The 23,036-nt window shown below is 69.6% G+C and carries 17 protein-coding genes and 2 tRNA genes; 3 read left to right on the plus strand and 16 right to left on the minus strand.

The annotated features are described in order from the left end of the window. Positions 1–12: 12 nt before the first annotated feature. The 4 genes from ACWGIF_RS14470 to ACWGIF_RS14485 are packed head-to-tail and all read right to left on the minus strand — an operon-like array spanning position 13 to position 4,683. Positions 13–1,308, minus strand: coding sequence for an MFS transporter (locus tag ACWGIF_RS14470; RefSeq protein WP_453496219.1), 1,296 nt, complete (start codon positions 1,306–1,308; stop codon positions 13–15). 16 nt (positions 1,309–1,324) lie between these two features. Then, complete coding sequence (locus ACWGIF_RS14475) at positions 1,325–2,944, minus strand: class I tRNA ligase family protein (RefSeq protein ID WP_453496221.1); 1,620 nt, start codon at positions 2,942–2,944, stop codon at positions 1,325–1,327. Then, complete coding sequence (locus tag ACWGIF_RS14480; protein ID WP_453496222.1) at positions 2,941–3,309, minus strand: cupin domain-containing protein; 369 nt, start codon at positions 3,307–3,309, stop codon at positions 2,941–2,943. Before ACWGIF_RS14480 ends, ACWGIF_RS14475 begins: the two co-directional genes overlap by 4 nt. A 60-nt stretch (positions 3,310–3,369) precedes the next feature. Continuing rightward, positions 3,370–4,683 (minus strand): SidA/IucD/PvdA family monooxygenase, encoded by a 1,314-nt coding sequence (locus ACWGIF_RS14485; protein WP_453496224.1) that lies wholly within the window; start codon positions 4,681–4,683, stop codon positions 3,370–3,372. A gap of 340 nt (positions 4,684–5,023) precedes the next feature. Between ACWGIF_RS14485 and ddaH the strand changes: the two genes are divergently transcribed. Continuing rightward, on the plus strand, positions 5,024–5,890 hold the full coding sequence (gene ddaH / locus ACWGIF_RS14490; RefSeq protein ID WP_453496227.1) for a dimethylargininase: 867 nt from the start codon (positions 5,024–5,026) through the stop codon (positions 5,888–5,890). A gap of 115 nt (positions 5,891–6,005) precedes the next feature. On the opposite strand, the gene ACWGIF_RS14495 is transcribed toward ddaH, so the two are convergent. After that, positions 6,006–6,078, minus strand: a tRNA-Ala gene (locus tag ACWGIF_RS14495). A gap of 161 nt (positions 6,079–6,239) precedes the next feature. Here ACWGIF_RS14495 and ACWGIF_RS14500 point away from each other — a divergent pair. Together ACWGIF_RS14500 and ACWGIF_RS14505 are read left to right on the plus strand one after the other, a co-directional pair. Continuing rightward, a complete protein-coding gene (locus ACWGIF_RS14500) occupies positions 6,240–6,788 on the plus strand; it encodes a helix-turn-helix domain-containing protein (RefSeq protein WP_453496230.1) in 549 nt (182 codons plus the stop codon). Positions 6,789–6,832: 44 nt separating this feature from the next. Continuing rightward, positions 6,833–8,194 carry a serine/threonine-protein kinase gene (locus ACWGIF_RS14505; protein WP_453496233.1) on the plus strand — a complete coding sequence of 454 codons (1,362 nt, stop codon included), beginning with the start codon at positions 6,833–6,835 and terminating at the stop codon, positions 8,192–8,194. Here the strand turns inward: ACWGIF_RS14505 and ACWGIF_RS14510 are convergent. The 11 genes from ACWGIF_RS14510 to dnaA all read right to left on the minus strand — a co-directional run bounded on the left by ACWGIF_RS14510 (position 8,181) and on the right by dnaA (position 22,841). Beyond that, on the minus strand, positions 8,181–9,506 hold the full coding sequence (locus ACWGIF_RS14510) for a hypothetical protein (protein ID WP_453496373.1): 1,326 nt from the start codon (positions 9,504–9,506) through the stop codon (positions 8,181–8,183). The genes ACWGIF_RS14505 and ACWGIF_RS14510 overlap by 14 nt on opposite strands. A gap of 122 nt (positions 9,507–9,628) precedes the next feature. After that, complete coding sequence (locus tag ACWGIF_RS14515) at positions 9,629–9,763, minus strand: DLW-39 family protein (protein ID WP_208809277.1); 135 nt, start codon at positions 9,761–9,763, stop codon at positions 9,629–9,631. Between the two features lie 145 nt (positions 9,764–9,908). After that, positions 9,909–9,982: transfer RNA gene (locus ACWGIF_RS14520), tRNA-Ile, on the minus strand. 104 nt (positions 9,983–10,086) lie between these two features. Then, positions 10,087–10,644, minus strand: a complete 558-nt coding sequence (locus tag ACWGIF_RS14525) for a DUF3566 domain-containing protein (RefSeq protein WP_453496236.1) — start codon at positions 10,642–10,644, stop codon at positions 10,087–10,089. 87 nt (positions 10,645–10,731) lie between these two features. Beyond that, entirely contained in the window at positions 10,732–13,338 is a 2,607-nt protein-coding gene (gyrA, locus tag ACWGIF_RS14530) for a DNA gyrase subunit A (protein ID WP_453496238.1), read from the minus strand. Positions 13,339–13,378: 40 nt separating this feature from the next. After that, positions 13,379–15,448, minus strand: coding sequence for a DNA topoisomerase (ATP-hydrolyzing) subunit B (gene gyrB / locus ACWGIF_RS14535; RefSeq protein WP_453496241.1), 2,070 nt, complete (start codon positions 15,446–15,448; stop codon positions 13,379–13,381). A 606-nt stretch (positions 15,449–16,054) separates the two neighbouring features. Further along, positions 16,055–16,597, minus strand: a complete 543-nt coding sequence (locus ACWGIF_RS14540; RefSeq protein WP_453496244.1) for a DUF721 domain-containing protein — start codon at positions 16,595–16,597, stop codon at positions 16,055–16,057. Then, positions 16,594–17,757 (minus strand): DNA replication/repair protein RecF, encoded by a 1,164-nt coding sequence (gene recF / locus ACWGIF_RS14545; RefSeq protein WP_453496247.1) that lies wholly within the window; start codon positions 17,755–17,757, stop codon positions 16,594–16,596. Before recF ends, ACWGIF_RS14540 begins: the two co-directional genes overlap by 4 nt. 97 nt (positions 17,758–17,854) lie before the next feature. Next, positions 17,855–18,730, minus strand: coding sequence for a phosphogluconate dehydrogenase (NAD(+)-dependent, decarboxylating) (gnd, locus tag ACWGIF_RS14550; protein ID WP_453496250.1), 876 nt, complete (start codon positions 18,728–18,730; stop codon positions 17,855–17,857). Positions 18,731–18,918: 188 nt separating this feature from the next. Beyond that, entirely contained in the window at positions 18,919–20,049 is a 1,131-nt protein-coding gene (gene dnaN, locus ACWGIF_RS14555) for a DNA polymerase III subunit beta (RefSeq protein ID WP_453496253.1), read from the minus strand. Between the two features lie 875 nt (positions 20,050–20,924). Beyond that, a complete protein-coding gene (gene dnaA / locus ACWGIF_RS14560; RefSeq protein WP_453496255.1) occupies positions 20,925–22,841 on the minus strand; it encodes a chromosomal replication initiator protein DnaA in 1,917 nt (638 codons plus the stop codon). Positions 22,842–23,036: the final 195 nt, after the last annotated feature.

Consider the following 23,036-nt stretch of genomic DNA (forward strand, 5'->3'; position numbering starts at 1 on the left):
GTGGCTTCCCCCTCAGACCTTGGCCGGGACGGGCTCGGCGGCCTCGGTCTCGGAGATGGTCGCGGCGACGGGCTCGGGCTGGGCGGCGGCCGCCGCGGCCGCGGTCTCCCGGTCGTGCTGACGGAGCGAGATGACGGTGACGGTCGCGAGGACGGCGACGAGCACGCCCAGGGCGTAGAAGCCGTTCCGTACGTCGGTGGCGTCGACCAGGAGCGAGATCAGCACCACGGCGACGGTGCCGGCGGCGAGGCCGAAGGCGTTGGTGGCGCCGAACACGAAGCCCGTACGCTCCTCCGGCGCCGCGCTCATCAGGGCCGTACGGGCCGAGATGCGGGCCATGCAGAAGGCGATCGCGGCGAACGGGATGACGGCCATCATCATGTAGAGGTGGACCGACTCCAGGACCAGGAGGACGGAGAACGCCAGGTAGCCGATGAGAGCCGTCTTCAGCATGGTGGCCTTGGAGCTGACCTTCTTGAAGACAGCCGCGGCGAACAGCGCACCGATGCCGAACAGCGCGTCGACGATGCCGAGGTAGCCGGCGTTGGACTTGAAGCCTTCGATGACCAGGACCAGCATGATGCTGTTGCCGACGATGATGACGATGTTGCCGATGATGTAGAGCACCGCGAGGCGGGCCAGCGGGGCTCGGCTGCCGGCCAGCTTCGCTGCGGCGGCCGCCGCGGCCTTGGCCGCGGCCTCCGGGGCGCTGAGGACCACGTCGGCGGGACGGCGTCCCATGAAGAACAGCAGGGCGGCCGAGAGGAGGAACGTGATGGCGTTGAAGTAGAACAGCGAGGTCGTGCCGACCCAGACGATCACCCAGCCGCCGAGGGCCGCCGAGGCGAGCGTGCCGCCCTGGATGGCGATCTCCGCGTTGCCGTTGAACTGGGCGAGCCGGGACTCCGGGATGCGCTCCTTGATCAGCGCGTTGCTCGCCGGGAAGAAGAGCGCCGCCGAGATCGACAGCACGAAGCTGGCGACGTAGCTGACCGTGGACGGGTCACCGCCGAAGGCCAGCCAGATCGGCAGGGCGATCGCCGCGGCCGCGCTGACCAGGTCGGAGACCATCGCCAGCGTCCGGCGGTCGAAGCGGTCGGCGAGCTTGCCGAAGAAGAGGGAGAGCGCCACCTGCGGGATGGTGACGGCGATCATGAGCCAGCTGACCGCGAGCATGGTGTTCTCCTCGGAGAACACCAGGTACGAGGCGGCGGTGAGCTGGATGCCGTTGCCCAGGTTGGTGATGAACGTCGCGGGGATGAGCAGGCGTTCTGCCCGATTGGGGCGGTGTGGGGCGATCGTGGACACAGTTGCTCCTCGGAGGTCAGGCTCGGATGTCGACCGGCACGGCCACGGACTCGAAGGCCCCGACCTCGGTGGACAGGAGGGGAAGTCGCAGGGGAGCGACGGGGCCGGCCGCGACGGGGCCGGCCGGAAGGGTCAGGTCGACGCCGGCCTGCTCGGCACGGGCGGCGAGGTCGACGAGCAGCGGGGCGGCGCACGCGGTCAGCGTCCTGACGGCGAGGAGCAGGTCCCCAAGGTCGCCAGGTGCGGTCGCCGCGAGGCGGTCCGCCTGCTTGACCAGCCGGTCGAGGTGGACGACCACCAGGTCAGCGGCCCGGTGGAGGCTGAAGCTCTCCAGCTCGTAGTGGGACCGGAAGCGCTCGACGACGACCGCCGCGTGGGCGGCGCCGGTCTCGGACACCGGCAGCAGCGCGTCCGACGGGACCGCGGCCTGCAGCTCGTCCAGACGACCCGCGAGCCGGTTCCACGGCTCGACCAGCCGGGAGAGCGCCAGGGTGTCGAGCGCCTCGCGGCTGAAGTTCGTCCGGGAGTGCTCCGGCGCGGTGAGCGCCAGATAGAAGCGGACCAGGTCGCGTGGTACCTCGGCCACCAGATCGGCGGCCCAGACCACATGGCCCTTGCTCGTGGAGAACTTCTGGTTCTCCAGCTCGTAGAACTCGTTCGACACGATGGCGTGCGGCTCGACGTACCGGTCGCCGTGCGCCATCAGCAGGGCCAGGTGCGTCATTCCCCAGAAGTAGACGTTGTCGAAACCGAGGAAGTACACGAGCTCGATGCCGTGCTCGGACAGCCAGTGCTCGTCGAACCGGTCCGCGTGCTCTCCGAGCTGCTCGGCCGCGTACCAGGTGCAGTACATCGAGGCGGCCATGCCCTCGGCCCAGGCGTTGAGGACCTGCCCCGGGGTCTCGGTGAACGGCGCCGGGATGCCCCATCCGGTGGGGTAGGTGATCGGGAAGTCCGGCAGCGGACGCTCCAGCGCCTCGCGGACCAGCTGTGCGGTGTGCGGCCGCAGCACGTCCCGGTGCCGGACGTAGTAGTCGGCGAGGCGGTCGCGGTACTCCTCCATCGGCAGCACGAGGATCTGCGCCTCGCGGTGCGTGACCACGGCGTCCGGGTCGACGGTGGAGCGCGGGTGCAGCAGCTCGTCGAAGTTGTTGGGGTGACCGCACGACTCGCAGAGTCCGCCGCGGCTCTCCAGAAGGCACACCGGGCAGTCGCCGGCGACCAGGCCCTCCATGAGGTACTCGTCGGTGGCCTCGACATACGGCAGGCGCACGGTCTTGAGCCGGAAGGCGCCGTCGCTGTGAAGGTCGGTGACGAAGTCGATGACGGTCTGCCGGTAGCCCTTGTCGAAGGGGGCGAAGCCGTCCACGGAGATCCCGGCCGCCTCCAGCGTGGCGCGGATCTGCGTCGCGGAGCGGAGCGCCAGCTCCTCCGGCGTCAGACCGGCGCGCGCCGCGCTGGACACCACATAGGTCTGGCTGTCGTCGGTGCCGCTGGTGAAGATCACCGGACGGCCGGACGCCCGCAGGTAGCGTGCGTGGACGTCCCCGGCCAGGTACGGGCCTGCCAGGTGCCCGGTGTGCAGGTCCCCGTTGGGGGTCGGCGGCGGCGCGATGATGACCGTACGGCGTGTCATGCCTGGGCTCCTTCGTGTCGTGCTGCGAACCGCTGGGTCATGTCGAGGTCCCACCACACGCTGTACATCTCGAAGTCCTCCGCGGACTCGTTGATCACCCGGTGCTCGGAGCCGGGGGTGAAGTGGACGATGTCCCCGGTCGTGAAGGGCCTGCGGACGCCCTCCGATTCCAGGACCGCGGAGCCGGCGACGGCGATGAAGATCTCGTACTCGTGATGGGCGTGCGCCGTCGACGCGGTGCCGGGCCGGATCACGCACCAGGACCCCTCGAAGGGGGCGTTGAGCTCGGGCCAGGGCAGCAGGCGCTGGGCGTCCAGGCCGTTCTCGTGTGTCAGTCCGTCGCGGTCGAGTTGCTTGGTGAGCATGGGGGTCGTTCTCTCCTCGTCAGGCTGGTACGGCTCGTGAGGGGTACGCGGCGGCGGTGCTCAGACCGCGCCGGCGAGCGCGAGCTCGCGCTCCGGGGCCGGGATCTCCACCGCTCCCGCGCGGCGGTGCGCGACGATGTCCCGGGTGATCTCGGCGGAACGGCCCGCGAGCACGCTGAGCAGCGAGTCGGCGATGCCGTGGGTGGCCTCGTTGACGCCCTGCAGGTAGCAGGCGGCGGTCGCGGGGCGGCCCAGGTCGAGCCGGTAGTGCCGGCTCACGTTGATCTCGTCCAGTCCGATCGACTCCGCGAGTGCCTTGACGGCCCACGGCATGTCACGGACGAAGCCGGTGCCCAGCAGCACCAGGTCGGTGCGCATCTCCCGCTCTGCGCCCGTCTTGCGGTCGGCGAGCGTGAGGACGATCTCCTCGCCGTCCATCCGCGCGGCCCTGACGTCGGTCATGGCGTGGAGCGCCAGGCGCTCCTGTCCGGTGCGGCGGTCCTGGTAGAACTGCCGGTAGAGGGCGTCCAGGGTGGCGGGGGACAGGCCACCGTAGTTGGAGCGGTACATCTCGCCGAGCAGCTGCTGGCGGGCCTCGGGCGACGCGTCGTAGAACTCGTCGATGAAGGACGTGTAGTACAGCTCGTTGGTGAACTTGCTGCTCTCGTAACCGTTCAGGCCGATGGAGCGCATGATCATGGTCGGCTTGCACTCGGGCAGGTCCCGCAGCGCGGCGCCGAACAGTTCGGCCGCGCTCTGCGCCCCGCCGATCACAGCGACCCGGTGCGGCAGGTCGGCCCGCACGTCGGCGATGCGCTGCGTGTACTGCGTGCTGTGGATGACGCGCTCCGCCGGCAGACCGTCGAACACCGCGGGGACGTGGGCGTCCCGGCCGGCGCCGATCACGAGGTAGCGGCAGCCGATCGTGTCGCCGTCGGCGAGCGTGACCAGCCAGCCGGCGACCTCGCCGTCCTCCCCGATCGTCGCCTCGACGGCGGTGCACTCGCGGCCGTATTCGACCTGGACCGTCGCGAGTTCATCGGCGACCCACTGCAGGTACTCGGATATCTCGCTGCGGTATGGAACGAAACTGGCCAGGTTCACGAAGGCGTCGAGGCGTTCCTGGGCGTGCAGGAAGTTGACGAAGGAGAAGCGGCTGCACGGATTGCGCATGGTGACCAGGTCCTTGAGGAAGGAGACCTGGCTCAGCGCGTCGGGCAGCAGCATTCCGCGCTGCCACACGATGTCCTGCTCGCGCTCGATCAGCAGGGTGTCGCCGGCCAGCTCGGGAGCGAGCTCCTCGACGGCGACCGCCAGGGCGAGGTTCGCCGGACCTGCACCGACTGCGAGCAGTTCGACGTTGCGATGCGCCATGGAAGTACCTCCAGATGGAACAGGTGGACGGGTTTGTACGGTCGTTCAGGACGGTTCTCGCCACTGTTCCCGTACTTGCGTTGCCTCCCGAAAACCGGGTGATGACCACATTCGACGGGAGCGCCCGATTGCCCGGAAGGCGTCTCGGACACGAACAATCAACTCGGCCCCGGACCCTGGTCAGGGGGTTGATTGGCCGGTGTCCCGCAGTGCTTCCGGTCAATGCGGAGCGCCCTTTCCATGGGGCCTACGTGATCAGTTGCGTCACACGCATCCGGCCCGCCCGAACCATCCCCCGGGCGGCCGGGCTTCCATCGAAACCCCATGAGAAGGAGCCCTCGTGCCGCTCACCGAGCCCATCACCCCTGCCGGCGCGCTCTACCGTTCCGACAGCCCCACCCGGGTCGCCACCCGCCGCCGTCTGCTGATGTGCCGGCCCCGGCACTACGACGTCACGTACTCGATCAACCCGTGGATGAACCCGCAGCACAGCACGGACAACGCGCTCGCCGTCAGCCAGTGGGAGGGTCTGCGCGACCTGTACCTCGAACTCGGCCACGTGGTCGAGGAGATAGATCCCATCGAGGGCCTGCCCGACATGGTGTTCGCGGCCAACGGCGCCACCGTCGTCGACGGCAAGGTCTTCGGCGCCCGCTTCCGGCACGCGGAGCGCACGGCGGAGGGCCCCGCGTACCTGCGGTGGCTGGAGGGCCGCGGCTACAAGGACACCCTGTGGCCCGAGTACGTCAACGAGGGCGAGGGCGACATCCTCACCGTCGGCCGCCGCCTGCTCGCCGGCACCGGTTTCCGCACCGACCCGCGCTCACACGCGGAGGCCCAGGAGTTCTTCGGCCTCCCGGTCACCTCGCTGACGCTGGTGAACCCGGACTACTACCACCTGGACACGGCCCTGTCCGTGCTGTCGGACGACGAGATCATGTACTATCCGGCCGCCTTCTCCCAGGGCAGCCAGGCCGTGCTGCGGACCATGTTCCCCAACGCCGTCCTGGCCTGCGCCGAGGACGCCGCCGTCTTCGGCCTCAACGCCTTCTCCGACGGCCGCCACGTCCTGCTGCCCGCCGCGGCCACCGGCCTGCACGCCAAACTGCGGGCGCGGGGCTTCGAGCCGATCGGGGTCGAGCTCTCCGAACTGCTCAAGGCCGGCGGCAGCGTCAAGTGCTGCACGCTGGAGCTGCGCGACCGCTGACACGGCAGGATGGCAGCCGGCAGTCGGCAGCGAGCAGCACGGCGGCGCCAGCAGCACCAAGGCAGAAAAAAGACCCTCCCGACCGCGTTTCCGCAGGTCAGGAGGGTCTTATCTGTGGAGCCTAGGAGATTCGAACTCCTGACATCTGCCTTGCAAAGGCAGCGCTCTACCAACTGAGCTAAGGCCCCATGGAACTGGACGCACCCCTCCCGCGCGGGAGAGTGGTCGTTCCGCAGAACAGAGTACCGGGTGTACCCCCTCATCTCGCAAAATGATAGGGACTCCCGCGGTGCGACCACTCTCCGTAAGATGCTCGCGAGGTTCGCACCAGCGAAGGGGAGTAGTAAGAGTGGACGCAGTACAGCAAGAGGCCACGGCCAGAGCCAGAGAGCTTCAGCGCAGCTGGTACGGGGAGCCGCTGGGGGCCCTCTTCCGCCGGCTCATAGATGACCTCGGCTTGAACCAGGCCCGCCTCGCTGCCGTCCTCGGACTGTCGGCGCCCATGCTGTCCCAGCTGATGAGCGGCCAGCGCGCCAAGATCGGCAACCCGGCCGTGGTACAGCGTGTCCAGGCCCTCCAGGACCTCGCCGGCCAGGTGGCCGACGGAAGCGTCAGCGCGGCGGAGGCCACCGACCGGATGGACGAGATCAAGAAGACCCAGGGAGGCTCCGTCCTCAGCAACAGCGGCCAGACCACCACCAGCTCCGGGGCGCCCACGGTCAAGCGGGTCGTCCGCGAGATCCAGTCGCTGCTGCGCTCGGTCTCCGCGGCCGGTGACATCATCGACGCGGCGAACAGCCTCGCCCCCAGCCACCCGGAACTGGCAGAGTTCCTCCGGGTGTACGGCGCGGGCCGCACCGCCGACGCGGTCGCGCACTACGAGGCCCACCAGAACTGACACGTACGAGGGCGGACGACGGGTGACGGGGGACGGGCGCAGCGATGGGTGAGGTCTTCGCCGGTCGGTACGAGTTGATCGATCCGATCGGGCGCGGTGGCGCGGGTGCCGTGTGGCGGGCCTGGGACCACCGCCGCCGCCGGTACGTCGCCGCGAAGGTCCTGCTGCAGAGCGATGCCCACACGCTCCTGCGGTTCGTGCGCGAGCAGGCCCTGCGGATCGATCACCCGCACGTGCTGGCCCCGGCCAGCTGGGCGGCCGACGACGACAAGGTCCTGTTCACCATGGATCTGGTCGGCGGCGGATCCCTCGCCCACGTGATCGGGGACTACGGGGCCCTGCCGCCCCGTTTCGTGTGCACGCTGCTCGACCAGCTCCTGTCGGGGCTGGCGGCGGTGCATGCGGAGGGGGTCGTCCACCGTGACATCAAACCGGCCAACATCCTGATGGAGGCCACCGGAACCGGGCGGCCGCACCTGCGGCTGTCCGACTTCGGCATCTCCATGCGCAAGGGCGAGCCCCGGCTGACCGAGACCCATTACGTGGTCGGTACTCCGGGCTATTTCGCCCCGGAGCAACTGCTGGGCGCCGAACCCGACTTCCCCGCCGACCTCTTCGCCGTCGGGCTGGTCGCCCTGTACCTCCTCCAGGGGAGGAAGCCCGATTCCCAGGGCCTGGTGGAGCATTTCCTCGCCCATGGGACCCCGAGCGCCCCGGAAGGCGTTCCCGCACCGCTCTGGGACGTCATCGCAGGCCTCCTGCAGCCGGACCCGCAGAGCCGGTTCCGCACGGCCACGGGGGCGCGCAAGGCCCTCGCCGAGGCCGTGGAGCTGCTGCCGCCGCCCGCCCCGGACGAGGATCCGGTGGAGGTGTTCGACCAACTGGGCCCGCTCCCGCCCGGATTCGGTCCGCAGGGCCCGGTGACCGCCACCGCGGCTGCTCCGCATGCGCCCGGCATCGCCGCGGCGGCGCCGCCGCAGGGTCCGGCCTCGGTGACGGTGACAACGGAGCCCACCCGTACGGATCCGCGCGGTACGGCTGCGACGGCGCCGATGGCCCCGGGCGCGACGACGACCCCCGGTACGACGACGACCCCGGGCGCGACGACGGCCCCCGGTACGACGACGACCCCGGGCGCGACGACGACCCCGGTGACGTCGGCGGCCCCGACCCCGTACCCGGCGGTCCCGGCCCAGGTGTCCGCGTTCGGGCCCTCGGAGACGGGCAGCTTCCACCTGCCGCCGCCCACGGTGCCCACCGCGCCGGCTCCGCCGGTCCCCGCCGCCGCCCCGCCCGCCCGGGCGGCCGGCGGGATCGCCCCGCCTCCGGCGAAGGCGGTGGCCTCGCTCCTCGCCGCGGCGCTGCTCTGCTTCGCGGTGGGAGTCTGGGCCCTCACGCAGATGTAGCGCCGCGTCCCCGCCGGCCGAGCAGGATCCAGCCGCCCAGGACGAGCAGCAGCAAGGTCCCGGTGCCGAGGCCGGCGCCCGCCACGACCCGCATCACGGAGCGGTGCCCGGCGGCCTCGGCGGCCTCAGGGGCGGTGAGCCCCTCCTCGGCGGCGGTCCGGTCCTCGGCGCCGACGCCGAAGCCGCCCGCGGCGAGGCTCCCCTTGTACGCGGGCGCCTCGGCGGGGGAGCCGGTGACCTCCATCCGCAGGGTCAGCGGCACGGGCGTAGCGTCCTCGGTGAACTCGGCGACCTTCCCGCCCATGGTCACCGCGACGTAGTACCAGCCGGCGATGGCGACCGGCTGGACCGCCCGGTCGGCGGCGAAGCGGTTCTCATAGGCGACGGGCGGGGTCTTCCCCAGGGTGATCCCGGCCTGCTTGCCGTCGTACGAGGTGTCCTTGTCGGAGATCAGGCCCCGGTAGGGGTTGTAGAGGGAGACGGTGAGACCGCCCGACGCGGAGCCGAACGTCTTGGTCATCTTCGCGGCGGAGAGCTCGGCGCCGAACCCGAGCTGCTGCCCCCAGTCCAGCGGGACCCGGTAGAAGCGGGTCTGGCCGGGCCGCATCTCGTCGCGCCACACCCCGGCGCCCAGGGCACGCGCGTCGTTGAAGCCGGTGCCCCCGGCGCGGGGCACCGCCTCGGTCCCGGGCAGGGACGGGGCCCCCGAGGGCCAGGTGGCGGGCGCGGTCGTCGGGACGGCCGCACTGCGGCCGGGTTCCCGCTGGACCTTGATCTCCAGCGGCCAGGGGCTCTGGTCGTAGCCCTTGGCCGACGTGCGGGTGACCTTGGCGTAGTACACGCCGGCGGGCGCGCAGTCCGTGTCCTCCGCTCCCCAGCGGACGCCGGCCGCGCTGATGGGATAGGCGTCGTAGCCGAAGTTGGCGCGGCCGGTGCTCCCCGGGCAGGAGCGGCCGGCGGTGGTCATGAGCTCCACCTCGACGCCGTCGCCGCCGGAGACCTTCGCACCCGGTGCGGGCCGCACCACGGCGGACACGTAGACGTTGGACTCGTCCTTGTCGAGGACGAGCCGGTACACGCGCTCCCCCGGGGCGAGCGTGTCCGTGTAGACGCTCCCCGCCTCGATCTGCGGGGCGTCCGCCGTCGAGGGCTTGCCCTCGACCGGCTTCGCGCCGTCGGCGGCGCGGTACGTCGGGACGGGCGCGGGCGCGGCCCCTTCGGCGAGCGCCGCCCCCGGCAGGACCGCCACGAGACCCAGGGCCGCCGCCCCCGCCACGGCTCCCGTCCGCACTGTCGTCCGTACCCGACCCATCACGTCCACCCCGAGTTTGCTAGCGCAAGCCAAATCTTTGCATAACGTAAGTTTTCGTCACAGAACAGCACAAAGCCCCGGCCGCAGCGGCAGCCGGGGCTTCATGAGATCAGCTTTCGGTCTCACACACCGGAACCAGAGGGCACGGAGTCAGTTGCCTCCGTCCACAGGTCCTGCTCGGCGCGGTCCGCCTGGATCTGGCGGTACACGAGGAGCCCGCCGATGGCGGCCAGTGCGACCAGGAGCAGCTTCTTCACCGCGCGACCTCGTCTTTCATTGACGTAGGGGACTTCTGGCAGCCAACAATACACACCGACCGATACCGATCGGTGACCTCACGGCTCCCCAACTGGCCCTATGACAAAGACCCCCAGGCCTGTGGCCTGGGGGTCTTCGACACTGTGGGGCTAACAGGATTTGAACCTGTGGCCTCATCCTTATCAGGGATGCGCTCTAACCAACTGAGCTATAGCCCCATCCGCGCTGCGCGCTGACTCCTGAAGATTAGCGCACAGACCCGGTCAGGCCAAAATCCGTTGCCGGGCGACGTCTGCGCAGGTCATCCGACCTCGTCCGAGCGTCACTCGTCCTCGGCGAGCGTCAGCTCCACACCGCCGACGAAGCCCGCCGACAGGTTGTAGATGAACGCGCCCAGCGTCGCCAGTGCCGTCGCCAGCACCACGTCGATGACCGCGATCACCGACGTGAACGTCAGCACGCGCGGCAGCGACATGAACGACTGGAGGTCGAAGCCGTTGCTCTCGTTCGAGCCGGTCGCCTCGCTGATGGTGCCGCCGACGGTCGAGAAGACGCCCATCGCGTCCATGACCATCCACAGCACCGCCGCCGCCACGATCGTGCAGATGCCCAGCGCGATCGACAGCAGGAAGCTGACCTTCATCACCGACCAGGGGTCGGCCTTGGCGACCCGCAGCCGCGCCTTGCGCGTCCGGGGGGCCGTACGGACCCCAGGACGCGGCTTGCGCTGCGCTGTGGCTCCGGTGCCGCCCCGCGGCGACCCCGGGCCCGAGGGGGCCGCGTAGGCCTGCGGCGGGTGGTACGGCTGCGCCGGCTGCGCGGGCCGGTCCTGGCCGGCGTCCGCGTCGGCCGACGGCTGCGGTCCTCGGGTGTCCGTCACGGTTCCCCCCTGGGAGTCCGCGGCGGGGCCACGGGCACCGTTCGCTCCAGTCTTGGCCGGTCCGGCGCCCGTGGCTCCACTCACGACTTACTCCTCGTGCTCCCCGGCCGAAGGCTGCGTGCCCTCGGCGGCCTCGGCGGCCTGTCCGTCGGCCACCTCGGTCTCGTTCTCGTCGGCCTCGACCTCGTCAGCTTCCTGACCGGCCTCGGCGTTGCGGGCGATGCCGACCACGGCATCCCGCTTGCCCAGGTTGATCAGCTGGACGCCCATGGTGTCACGGCCGGTCTCCCTGACTTCGTTGACGCGCGTACGAATCACACCACCGCTGAGCGTGATGGCGAGAATCTCGTCCGTTTCGTCCACCACGAGCGCCCCTACGAGCGACCCGCGGTCCTCCACGATCTTCGCGGCCTTGATGCCCAGACCGCCACGCCCCTGGACGCGGTATTCGTCCACCGGCGTCCGCTTGGCGTAGCCGCCGTCGGTCGCGGTGAAGACGAACGTACCGGGCCGGACGACGCTCATGGAGAGCAGTTCGTCTCCTTCGCGGAAACTCATGCCCTTCACGCCCGACGTCGCACGGCCCATCGGGCGCAGCGCGTCGTCGGTCGCCGTGAAGCGGATCGACTGCGCCTTCTTGCTGATCAACAGCAAGTCGTCCTCGGCGGACACCAGCTCCGCGCCGATCAGCTCGTCGTCGCTGCCATCCCCCGTCTCCCTGAGGTTGATGGCGATCACACCACCTGAACGGGGCGAGTCGTAGTCCTTGAGCGCCGTCTTCTTCACCAGGCCGCCCTTGGTGGCCAGGATCAGGTAGGGCGCCGCCTCGTAGTCGCGGATGGCGAGGATCTGCGCGATCTTCTCATCCGGCTGGAAGGCCAGCAGGTTCGCCACGTGCTGCCCGCGCGCGTCACGGCCGGCGTCCGGGAGCTCGTACGCCTTGGACCGGTAGACCCGGCCCTTGTTCGTGAAGAACAGCAGCCAGTGGTGCGTGGTGGACACGAAGAAGTGGTCGACCAGGTCGTCCTGCTTCAGCTTGGTGCCGCGCACGCCCTTGCCGCCGCGCTTCTGCGAGCGGTAGTCCTCGGTCTTGGTGCGCTTGACGTAGCCGCCGTGCGTGATCGTGACGACGATGTCCTCTTCGGCGATCAGGTCCTCGATGGACATGTCACCGTCGAAGGGCACCAGCTTGGAACGCCGGTCGTCGCCGAACTTCTCGACGATGGCCGCCAGTTCCTCGCTCACGATGGAGCGCTGACGCTCCTCCGAGGCCAGGATCGCGTTGTACTCGTTGATCTTGGACTGGAGCTCGTCGTGCTCGGCGACGATCTTCTGCCGCTCCAGTGCCGCCAGGCGGCGCAGCTGCATCTCCAGGATCGCGTTCGCCTGGATCTCGTCGATCTCCAGGAGGCCCATCAGGCCCTCGCGCGCGATCTCGACGGTGTTGCTGCGCCGGATGAGGGCGATGACCTCGTCGATCGCGTCCAGCGCCTTGAGCAGGCCGCGCAGGATGTGGGCGCGCTCCTCCGCCTTGCGCAGGCGGAAGCGGGTGCGCCGGACGATGACCTCGATCTGGTGCGTCACCCAGTGGCGGATGAAGGCGTCGATCGACAGCGTGCGCGGCACGCCGTCCACCAGCGCCAGCATGTTCGCGCCGAAGTTCGTCTGCAGATCGGTGTGCTTGTAGAGGTTGTTCAGCACGACCTTGGCGACGGCGTCGCGCTTCAGCACGATCACCAGGCGCTGGCCGGTCCGCGACGAGGTCTCGTCACGGACGTCGGCGATGCCGCCGACCTTGCCGTCCTTCACCAGATCCGCGATCTTCTGCGCGAGGTTATCGGGGTTGGTCTGGTACGGAAGCTCCGTGACCACCAGGCACTGGCGGTTCTGGATCTCCTCGACCTCCACCACCGCGCGCATCGTGATGGAGCCGCGACCGGTCCGGTACGCCTCCTCGATGCCCTTGCGGCCCACGACCAGGGCACCCGACGGGAAGTCAGGACCCTTGATCCGCTCGATGAGCGCGTCCTGGAGCTCCTCGTGGGAGGCCTCCGGGTGCTCCAGCGCCCACTGCGCACCGGCCGCGACCTCACGGAGGTTGTGCGGCGGGATGTTGGTCGCCATGCCGACCGCGATGCCGGCGCTGCCGTTGACCAGCAGGTTCGGGAAGCGCGCCGGCAGGACCGTCGGCTCCTGGTTGCGGCCGTCGTAGTTGTCCTGGAAGTCGACGGTCTCCTCGTCGATGTCCCGGAGCATCTCCATGGCCTGCGGCATCAGCTTGCACTCGGTGTAGCGCATCGCGGCCGCCGGGTCGTTGCCCGGAGAGCCGAAGTTGCCGTTCGAGTCCACAAGCGGCATGCGCATCGACCACGGCTGGGCCAGGCGGACCAGGGCGTCGTAGATCGAGCTGTCACCGTGCGGGTGGTAGGTGCCCATGACGTCGCCGACGACGCGGGCGCACTTGTAGAAGCCCTTCTCGGGCCGGTATCCGCCGTCGTACATCGCGTACAGCACGCGGCGGTGCACCGGCTTGAGGCCGTCGCGCACGTCCGGCAGGGCGCGCGAGACGATGACGGACATCGCGTAGTCGAGGTAGGAGCGCTGCATCTCCGTCTCGAGCCCGACGGGCTCGATGCGCAGCACGGGCTGCTCCTCCGCGTTGTTCTCAGCGGTGGGGGTGGTTTCGTCGGCCATTGCTGGTCAGAAGTCCTTTCAGGCGGCCATCAGAGCCGACTCAGATGTCGAGGAAGCGGACGTCCTTGGCGTTGCGCTGGATGAAGGAGCGCCGCGCCTCGACGTCCTCACCCATCAGCACCGAGAACAGGTCGTCGGCCTGCGCCGCGTCGTCGAGCGTGACCTGGCCGAGGACGCGGTGGTCCACGTCCATGGTGGTGACGCGCAGCTCCTCGGCGTTCATCTCGCCCAGACCCTTGAAGCGCTGGATCGAGTCTTCCTTGATCCGCTTGCCGTTCTGCTTGCCGAGCTCCACCAGCGCGTCGCGCTCGCGGTCCGAGTACGCGTACTCGAAGTCGTCCCGGCCCCACTTGATCTTGTAGAGCGGCGGGCGCGACAGGTACACGTGACCGGCCTCGACCAGCGGCCGCATGAAGCGGAACAGGAAGGTCAGCAGCAGGGTGTTGATGTGCTGACCGTCGACGTCGGCGTCCGCCATCAGGATGATCTTGTGATAGCGGAGCTTCTCGATGTCGAAGTCCTCGTGCACACCGGTACCGAAGGCACTGATCAGCGCCTGGACCTCGGTGTTCTGGAGGATCTTGTCGATGCGGGCCTTCTCGACGTTCAGGATCTTGCCGCGGATCGGCAGGATGGCCTGGTACATCGGGTTGCGGCCGGACTTGGCCGAGCCGCCGGCCGAGTCGCCCTCGACGATGAAGATCTCGCACTGGGTCGGGTCGTTCGACTGGCAGTCGGACAGCTTGCCCGGCAGCGAGGCGCTCTCCAGCAGACCCTTGCGACGGGTGAGGTCACGGGCCTTGCGGGCCGCGACGCGCGCCGTGGCCGCCTGGATCGACTTGCGGACGATGTCCGCGGCCTCGTTCGGGTTCCGGTCGAACCAGTCGTTGAGGTGCTCGTGCACGACCTTCTGGACGAAGGTCTTCGCCTCGGTGTTGCCCAGCTTGGTCTTCGTCTGGCCCTCGAACTGCGGCTCGCCCAGCTTCACCGAGATGATCGCCGTCAGACCCTCGCGGATGTCCTCGCCGGCGAGGTTGTCGTCCTTCTCGCGCAGCAGCTTCTTATCGCGCGCGTACCGGTTGACCAGACCCGTCAGCGCCGCACGGAAGCCCTCCTCGTGCGTACCGCCCTCATGCGTGTGGATCGTGTTCGCGAAGGAGTAGACACCCTCCGTGTACTGCGAGTTCCACTGCATCGCGATCTCGACCGAGAGCATGCGCTCCTTGTCCTCGGCCTCGATGTCGATGACGGTCGGGTGGATCATCTCGCCCTTGCGCGAGTTGAGGTACTTCACGAAGTCGACGATGCCGCCCTCGTAGTAGTACTTCACCGTGCGCGCCTCGGGCTCGGCCGCGTCCGCGTCCGGGTCGTCGGCGCCCACCGTCGCCTTGGCCGACTCGCGCTCGTCCGTCAGCGTCAGGGTCAGGCCCTTGTTCAGGAAGGCCATCTCCTGGAAGCGCCGCGAGAGCGTCTCGAAGGAGTACTCGGTCGTCTCGAAGATGTCGCCGTCGGCCCAGAACGTGACCGTCGTACCGCTCTCGTCGGTCGCCTCGTTCTTCGCCAGCGCGGCGGTCGGGGCGCCGAGCTTGTAGTCCTGCGTCCAGCGGTAGCCGTCACGCCGGACCTCGACCGCGACGCGCGTCGACAGCGCGTTCACGACGGATACGCCCACGCCGTGCAGACCGCCGGAGACGGCGTAGCCGCCGCCGCCGAACTTGCCTCCGGCGTGCAGGACGGTCAGCACGACCTCGACGGCCGGCTTGCCCTCGGACGGCACGATGTCGACGGGGATGCCGCGGCCGTTGTCGACGACCTTGACCGCCCCGTCGGCCAGGATCGTGACGTCGATGGTGTCGGCGTGCCCGGCCAGGGCCTCGTCGACGGAGTTGTCCACGACCTCGTAGACGAGGTGATGGAGTCCACGCTCGCCGGTGGAGCCGATGTACATGCCGGGCCGCTTGCGGACCGCGTCCAGACCCTCCAGGACCTGGATGTTGCTGCCGGTATACGTAGACCCACCTGCCTCGGCGGCCTCGCCGTCGGCGGTGGACTCGTTCTTGTCGTTGGGGTTGCCGGAATCGGCCACGAAGCGCCCTTTCTGGCACAGCACAGGCCGTACTCCGGGCCAGCAGGCATGCAAGCAGGAGCGGCTGCGTCGATCTGCGTTGTCAGCGTTTGTCAGCGGGATCCCGCAAGCGGGCGGGATTTGCTTCAGTCTACCGGTACCACCGACATGAATGGGGGTTTGCCGGTACCTGAGTCCGCATGTGCCGCCCTGAACCTCCTCTCTCCGACTCCCCACATCCGGGAAGGGGCTCAAAGAGGCTCACACGGGCACCCAGCGCTTCGGCCTGTCAACCTCCCACTACCGTGAGGGACGCCACCAAAGTCCCCCCGAATCCAGCCCCGCCGCTCGCCGCCGCATGAAGCGCGGAGCCGGGGCCGAAGCCCCGCTCAATCCAGCCCCGCCGCCCCTCCCAGCCCCGCCGCCGCCTGAAGCGCGGTCCGGGGCGGAGCCACACGCAATCCAGCCCCCGTCGGCGTTCGAGGCGCGGGGTCCCGGGCGGAGCCACGCCCAATCCAGCCCCGCCGGCGTTTGAGGCGCGGGGTCCGGGGCGGAGCCACGGGGTCCCGCGGAGCGGGCTGCATGTACCCGCACCCCCGCACCCCACCAGCCCCAGCCCCAGCCCCAGCCCCAGCCCCGCAGGGAACCGGCTCAGCCGTACGTGTCGCCCGGACCCTTACTCCCCGGCGCCCGCCAGGGGCCGTACCCCTTGGGCCGCCCACCCGGCCCCTGCACCTTGATCATCCGCACGGTCCCCTGCCCCAGATCCGCGTTCAGCCGCGCCACCAGCTGTGGAGCCAGCAGCTTCAGCTGCGCCGCCCAGGCCGAGGAATCGCACCGCACGACCAGCTCGCGGTCCTCGTACCGCTCCGGTACGCAGTGCGCCGCGATCTCCGGCCCGACGATCTCCGGCCAGCGCTCCATCACGCCCGCCACCGCCATCGGCATCTCCCAGCCGCGTTCGGTCCGCAGCCGGTCCAGCGCCGCCATCAACGGCATCGGGTCCCGCCCGTCCGCCCGCGCACCCGAGCGCAGCCCCGGCTGCTGCTGGCGCTTCCTGCCGCCCGCCGCATTGCCCCGGGCCCGCGCCTGCTCCCGCGCCGCCGCGAGGGCCTGGCGCGCGAGGTCCACCCCGGAGGCCTCCGGGGCCTTGCGGCCCTGCTCCTGATGCGGGTCCTTGCCGTGTTCGTTCACAGCCGGGTCACCTCACCGCCGGACACCCCGAACCGTGTTCCCGCCAGCACCCCCGGGACGTCGTCGTCCACCGCCGCCGTCACCAGCACCTGCTCGCCCGGAGCCACCAGCTCCGCCAGCCGCTCGCGGCGCCGCACGTCCAGCTCCGCGAACACGTCGTCCAGGATCAGCACCGGCTCGCTGCCCTCCGAGCGCAGCAGCTCGTACGAGGCCAGCCGCAGCGCCAGCGCGTACGACCACGATTCGCCGTGGCTCGCGTACCCCTTCGCGGGCAGCTCCCCCAGCCGCAGCAGCACGTCGTCGCGGTGCGGTCCCACCAGGGTCACACCGCGCTCGATCTCCTGCTTGCGCACGTCGGCGAGCGCTGCCGTGAGCACCTCGTAGAGCGCCTCGCGGGTGCGCGACGCGCCGCTGTCCACCGCCTCGCCGGCGGAGGACTTGTACGACAGCCCCAGCGGGCCGCCGCCGGGTGCGAGCTGCTCGTACGCCTTGTCCGCGAGCGGCAGCAGCGTCGCGATCAGGTCCAGCCGCTGCGCCAGCAGCTCCGCGCCCGCGCGCGCGAGGTGCTGGTCCCACACGTCGAGCGTGGAGAGGTCCCCTCCCGAACTCCGTCCGGCTGTCGCCCCCTGGCGGCCGCCGTGCCGGCGAGCCATCGCCGCCGACTTCAGCAGGGTGTTGCGCTGCTTGAGGACCCGCTCGTAATCGGAGCGGACCGCCGCCATCCGCGGCGAGCGCGCCGTGACCAGCTCGTCCAGGAACCGCCGCCGTTCCCCCGGGTCGCCCTTGACCAGGGCCAAGTCCTCCGGCGCGAACAGCACCGTCCGTACGATCCCCAGCACGTCCCGCGGTCTGACCTGCGAGGACCGGTTGATCCGGGCCCGGTTCGCGCGCCCCGGGTTCAGCTCCAGCTCCACCAGCTGCTGACGCTCGCCCTGGGTGACGGCCGCGCGGATGATCGCCCGCTCCGCGCCCATCCGTACGAGCGGGGCGTCCGAGGAGACCCGGTGGCTGCCGAGCGTGGCGAGGTAGCCGATCGCCTCGACGAGGTTGGTCTTCCCCTGCCCGTTGGGACCCACGAAAGCGGTGACGCCCGGATCGAGGGGAACCTCGGCCCGGGCGTACGAGCGGAAGTCGGCCAATGAGAGATGCGAAACATGCATACGGCGCCGACCTCCCCCGGCTTTCCCACTACTCGCTGTCCTGCTGTCCTGCTGACGTGCCGTGCAGCCACTCCGAGCTGCGCGGCCGTCCTGTCGACTACTTCTTCTCGACCGCGTGGCCGCCGAACTGGTTGCGCAGCGCGGCGATCATCTTCATCTGGGGGGAGTCGTCCTGACGCGAGGCGAAGCGCGCGAAGAGCGACGCGGTGATCGCAGGCAGCGGCACGGCGTTGTCGATCGCCGCCTCCACCGTCCAGCGGCCCTCGCCCGAGTCCTGCGCGAAGCCGCGCAGCTGCTCCAGGTGCTCGTCCTCGTCGAGGGCGTTCACGGCCAGGTCGAGCAGCCAGGAGCGGATGACGGTGCCCTCCTGCCAGGAGCGGAAGACCTCGCGGACGTCGGTGACCGAGTCCACCTTCTCCAGGAGCTCCCAGCCCTCGGCGTAGGCCTGCATCATGGCGTACTCGATGCCGTTGTGGACCATCTTGGCGAAGTGGCCCGCGCCGACCTTGCCAGCGTGCACGGCACCGAATTCACCCTCGGGCTTGAGGGCGTCGAAGATCGGCTGGACGCGGCCGACGTGGTCCTTGGCACCGCCGTACATGAGCGCGTAGCCGTTCTCCAGGCCCCACACGCCGCCCGAGACACCGCAGTCGACGAAGCCGATGCCCTTCGTGGCCAGCTCCGCCGCGTGCTTCTCGTCGTCGGTCCAGCGGGAGTTGCCGCCGTCGACGACGACGTCGCCGATCGAGAGCAGCTCCCCGAGTTCGTCGATGGTGGACTGCGTCGCCGCACCCGCCGGGACCATCACCCACACGACGCGGGGCGCCGGCAGGCTGTCCACAAGTTCCTGCAGGCTGTGGACATCGGCGAGGTCCGGGTTGCGGTCGTATCCGATGACGGTGTGGCCTGCGCGGCGGATGCGCTCGCGCATGTTGCCGCCCATCTTGCCTAGACCGACGAGACCAAGCTCCATCAGGTGGTTCCTTAAGCGTTGTGGCCGTGTTTGCCGGGGTGCCCGTGGATCCCGGGGAACCCCCGGCCCCGAGCCTACGCCGGGCCGCGCCGCCCGGCTCCATGGGGCGCGCGCTGCCGCACCGTGTCCCCGTGACGTGGTGAGGCCCGGTCTCGCGGTCCGCGAAACCGGGCCTGACCTGCGAAGAATCAGCCGGAGAGACGCACCGGCATGATCAGGTACTTGTAGGTCTCGTCCGCTTCCGCGTCGATCGCCGGGCGGCCGCTGAGCAGCGCGGGCTTGGTCGACGTGGTGAAGCTGAGCTGGGCCACCGGGGAGGCGATCGCGCTCAGGCCGTCCAGCAGGAAGGTCGGGTTGAAGGCGATCGAGATGTCGTCGCCGTCCAGCTGGGCGTCGACCCTTTCCACAGCCTGTGCATCGTCGGAGGAGCCGGCCTCCAGGATGAGCACGCCCTGCTCGAAGCTCAGGCGGACCGGGGTGTTGCGCTCGGCCACCAGGGCCACGCGCTTGACGGCCTCCACGAAGGGCGCCGTCTCGATCACGGCGATCGAGTTGAACTCGGTCGGGAAGAGTGTGCGGTACTTGGGCAGGTCGCCCTCGAGCAGCCGGGTGGTCGTGCGGCGGCCGGCGCCCTCGAAACCGATCAGGCCTTCGCCCGCGCCGGAGCCGGACAGCGCCAGGGTCACGGTGTCGCCGCTGGTCAGCGAGTTGGCGATCTCCTGGAGCGTCTTGGCGGGCACCAGGGCCACGGCCGAGGCGTCCGGGTTCTCCGGCTTCCACAGGAACTCGCGGACCGCGAAGCGGTAGCGGTCGGTGGAGGCCAGGGTGACGCGGTCGCCCTCGATCTCGATGCGGACACCGGTCAGCACGGGCAGCGTGTCGTCACGGCCGGCGGCGGTGGCCACCTGCTTGGCGGCGGAGGCGAAGACCTCGCCGGGCACGGTGCCCGTCGCGGTCGGCATCTGCGGCAGCGCCGGGTACTCCTCCACAGGCAGGGTGTGGAGTGTGAATCGCGAGGAGCCGCAGACCACGGTCGCCCGTACACCGTCTGTGGAAATCTCCACCGGCCGGTTGGGGAGGGCGCGGCAGATGTCGGCGAGCAGCCGACCGGAGACCAGGACGATCCCGTCCTCCTCGACGTCCGCCTCGACGGAGACGCGGGCCGAGACCTCGTAGTCGAAGCCGGAGAGGCTCAGCTTGCCGTCCTCGGCCTTGAGCAGCAGGCCCGCGAGAACGGGCACCGGCGGCCGGGCCGGGAGGCTTCGGGCCGCCCAGGCCACCGCCTCCGCGAGTACGTCGCGCTCCACCCGGATCTTCACCGGAACCGCCTCCTGCTGTTGCTCGCTCGTCTGCCGGCCTTCGTCGTCGGCTCGTCGATGCCTCGACCGATGCCGGGGACCAGTCTGACGTACGGCGCCGACAGTCGGTGCGGCCGGCGGTCAAGTCGGGAGCGAGGCGTCGGGGCGGGCGATCGACGAGTTGTGCACAGGACCCGCTTGAAAACCGAAACCGGCCTAACTCTCTATGGGGGTAGTAGTAGGGCCTGTGGAAACGGTGGATAAGCCCGTTTTCGCAGGTCAACCCGCGTTTTTTATCCACCGACCCTGTGGGTGACACCGGTGGACAACACGGTGTCCCTGTGGAGAACGAAAAGTTCTGCACAGGCTGTCCCCAGGGGAGCCCCATTACTCCACAGGTGTGTCCCCAGCTTTCCCCCGGTACTCCACAACCCAAACGTCTACTTCCGTGTGACCGCTTTCACTCCGGGCGGTGAGAGGGGGTGGCGCGTTGCCGAACAGTGGACAAGGCTGTGGAGAAGGCGCCGGATCCTGTGCACAGGACGCGGAAACCTGTGGGGCGGCGGTGGACAACGCCGTGGACAGGCCTGTGGACGAAATATTTGTCCACAGCCTGTGGATGACGCTTGCGCACAAATCCACAGGCACCTGACCTGGCCTGATGAAGCCTCACCCGGCATGCCTGTGGACAGATTGTGGGTGACGGGATCCGTCCCCAGGGTGTGGACGGAAGAAAGTCCGCGAATCTGTGGATGAGTTGGTCCCGAGGGGGCGTATTCGAACAGGTCAGGGGCGCGCGAACCAAGAAGGGCGCCCCCGTTGTGTACCGGGAGCGCCCTCTGACTGGGTGTGAAGGGGCCCTGGCGCGGCCTCCGCCGCGCCCTTTGGGGCCGAGCTCAGGCGTTCTTGATGCGGTTGGTGAGTTCCGTGACCTGGTTGTAGATGGAGCGGCGCTCGGCCATCAGGGCGCGGATCTTGCGGTCCGCGTGCATGACGGTGGTGTGGTCGCGGCCGCCGAACTGCGCCCCGATCTTGGGCAGCGACAGGTCCGTGAGCTCCCGGCACAGATACATGGCGATCTGCCGGGCGGTGACCAGGACCCGGCTGCGCGAGGAGCCGCACAGGTCGTCCACGGTCAGGCCGAAGTAGTCGGCGGTGGCCGCCATGATGTCGGAGGCGGTGATCTCGGGCGCGCTGTCCTCGCCGCCCGGAATCAGGTTCTTCAGGACGTCCTCGGTGAGGCCCAGGTCGACCGGCTGCCGGTTCAGGCTCGCGAAGGCCGTGACCCGGATCAGCGCCCCCTCCAGCTCGCGGATGTTGCGCGAGATGCGGGAGGCGATGAACTCCAGTACCTCCGGCGGGGCGTTGAGCTGCTCCTGGACCGCCTTCTTGCGCAGGATCGCGATGCGGGTCTCCAGCTCGGGCGGCTGGACGTCGGTGATCAGGCCCCACTCGAAGCGGTTGCGGAGCCGGTCCTCCAGCGTGACGAGCTGCTTGGGCGGCCGGTCGGAGGAGAGGACGATCTGCTTGTTGGCGTTGTGGAGCGTGTTGAAGGTGTGGAAGAACTCCTCCTGCGTCGACTCCTTGCTCGCGAGGAACTGGATGTCGTCGACGAGCAGGATGTCCATCTCGCGGTAGCGCTTGCGGAACGCGTCGCCCTTGCCGTCGCGGATGGAGTTGATGAACTCGTTGGTGAACTCCTCGGAGCTCACGTACCGCACGCGGGTGCCGGGGTAGAGGCTGCGCGCGTAGTGCCCGATGGCGTGCAGCAGGTGCGTCTTGCCGAGGCCCGACTCCCCATAGATGAAGAGGGGGTTGTAGGCCTTGGCCGGCGCCTCGGCGACGGCCACCGCGGCGGCGTGCGCGAAGCGGTTGGAGGCGCCGATGACGAAGGTGTCGAAGAGGTACTTGGGATTCAGCCGGGCGGTCGGCTCCAGCGGGCCCGAGGTGGAGCCGCCGGACGGGGCCGGGGGCGCCGCGGGCCGGCCGGGGGCCTGACGCGGCGCGGGCTGCTCGTACTGCTGCTGCTCGTATGGACGCGACTGATGCGGCTGGTGGGACTGGTGGGACTGGTGCGACTGTTGGGATTGCTCGTACTTCTGCTGCTCGTAGGAGCCCTGGTCGTAGTTGCCCTGGTCGTAGCCGGAGGGCTCGGACTGCTGGAGGTAGCCCGGCTGCGGGGAGGCGTACGGGTCGCGCTCGGGGAAACCGCCGAGGCGCTGCTGCTGCCAGCCGTAGTCGTCCTGCTGGCCGCCGCGGGGCCATGCGCCGGGCTCGGGGCGCGGCTGCTGGTAGTCCGGATAGGCGGGGCGGGCGGTGGGGAGCTGGTCGTCGGAGGGGCCGCCGCCGGAGCGCTGGCCGCCGTACGGCTCGTATCCGCCCGGCTGCTGGCCGGTCGGGGCGGGGGGCGCGGGCTCGCCGGCGGAGTCGTCCACGGTGATGGCGATCCGGATGGGGCGGCCGCACTCACGGCTGAGCGCGTCACTGATGAGCGGGGCGAGGCGGCCCTCGAGGACGCGCTTGCCCCATTCGTTGGGGACGGCGAGCAGTGCGGTGTCGGCGACGAGTGCCAGCGGCTGGCACCTCTCGACCCACTGCTTGTCCTTGGGCTCGATCCCCGGCTGTCCCTCCCCGAGGAGCTTTTCCAGCACCCTTGGCCACACTGCGGCAAGATCGGCAGGTACGTCAGCCACAGAGCACGCTCTCTCACAGGGGTCCCACGAATGTGTGGTTCTTTGGGACGGTCGGGACAAAAAATCCGGGATCAGACAACGGTAGTCAGGCCAACGGGTACGGTTCAAGTCGTTGTCCACAGCCTGTGCACAGTGTGGGCCACGTCAGCTCGGTTTGACCGGATGGCGTAGCCGCGCGTACCGTAACGAGGTCGAGTTGTCGATGGCTGCTGCCGCCTGCCTACCGATGGGCGAAGGTCACTGATAGTGATCATTTAGCGGTGCCACTCGGGCGAACACGCGAGTTTCCTCGTGGGCGCACGGTGACAGCCAGGC

The organism is Streptomyces sp. NPDC054849 (assembly GCF_053610945.1).

Coding starts and splice junctions, on each gene's coding strand:
- ACWGIF_RS14475 (WP_453496221.1), bottom strand. CDS start 2,944: ATGACACGCCGTACGGTCATCATCGCGCCGCCGCCGACCCCCAACGGG.
- ACWGIF_RS14480 (WP_453496222.1), bottom strand. CDS start 3,309: ATGCTCACCAAGCAACTCGACCGCGACGGACTGACACACGAGAACGGC.
- ACWGIF_RS14485 (WP_453496224.1), bottom strand. CDS start 4,683: ATGGCGCATCGCAACGTCGAACTGCTCGCAGTCGGTGCAGGTCCGGCG.
- ACWGIF_RS14505 (WP_453496233.1), top strand. CDS start 6,833: ATGGGTGAGGTCTTCGCCGGTCGGTACGAGTTGATCGATCCGATCGGG.
- ACWGIF_RS14510 (WP_453496373.1), bottom strand. CDS start 9,506: ATGGGTCGGGTACGGACGACAGTGCGGACGGGAGCCGTGGCGGGGGCG.
- gyrA (WP_453496238.1), bottom strand. CDS start 13,338: ATGGCCGACGAAACCACCCCCACCGCTGAGAACAACGCGGAGGAGCAG.
- recF (WP_453496247.1), bottom strand. CDS start 17,757: ATGCATGTTTCGCATCTCTCATTGGCCGACTTCCGCTCGTACGCCCGG.
- gnd (WP_453496250.1), bottom strand. CDS start 18,730: ATGGAGCTTGGTCTCGTCGGTCTAGGCAAGATGGGCGGCAACATGCGC.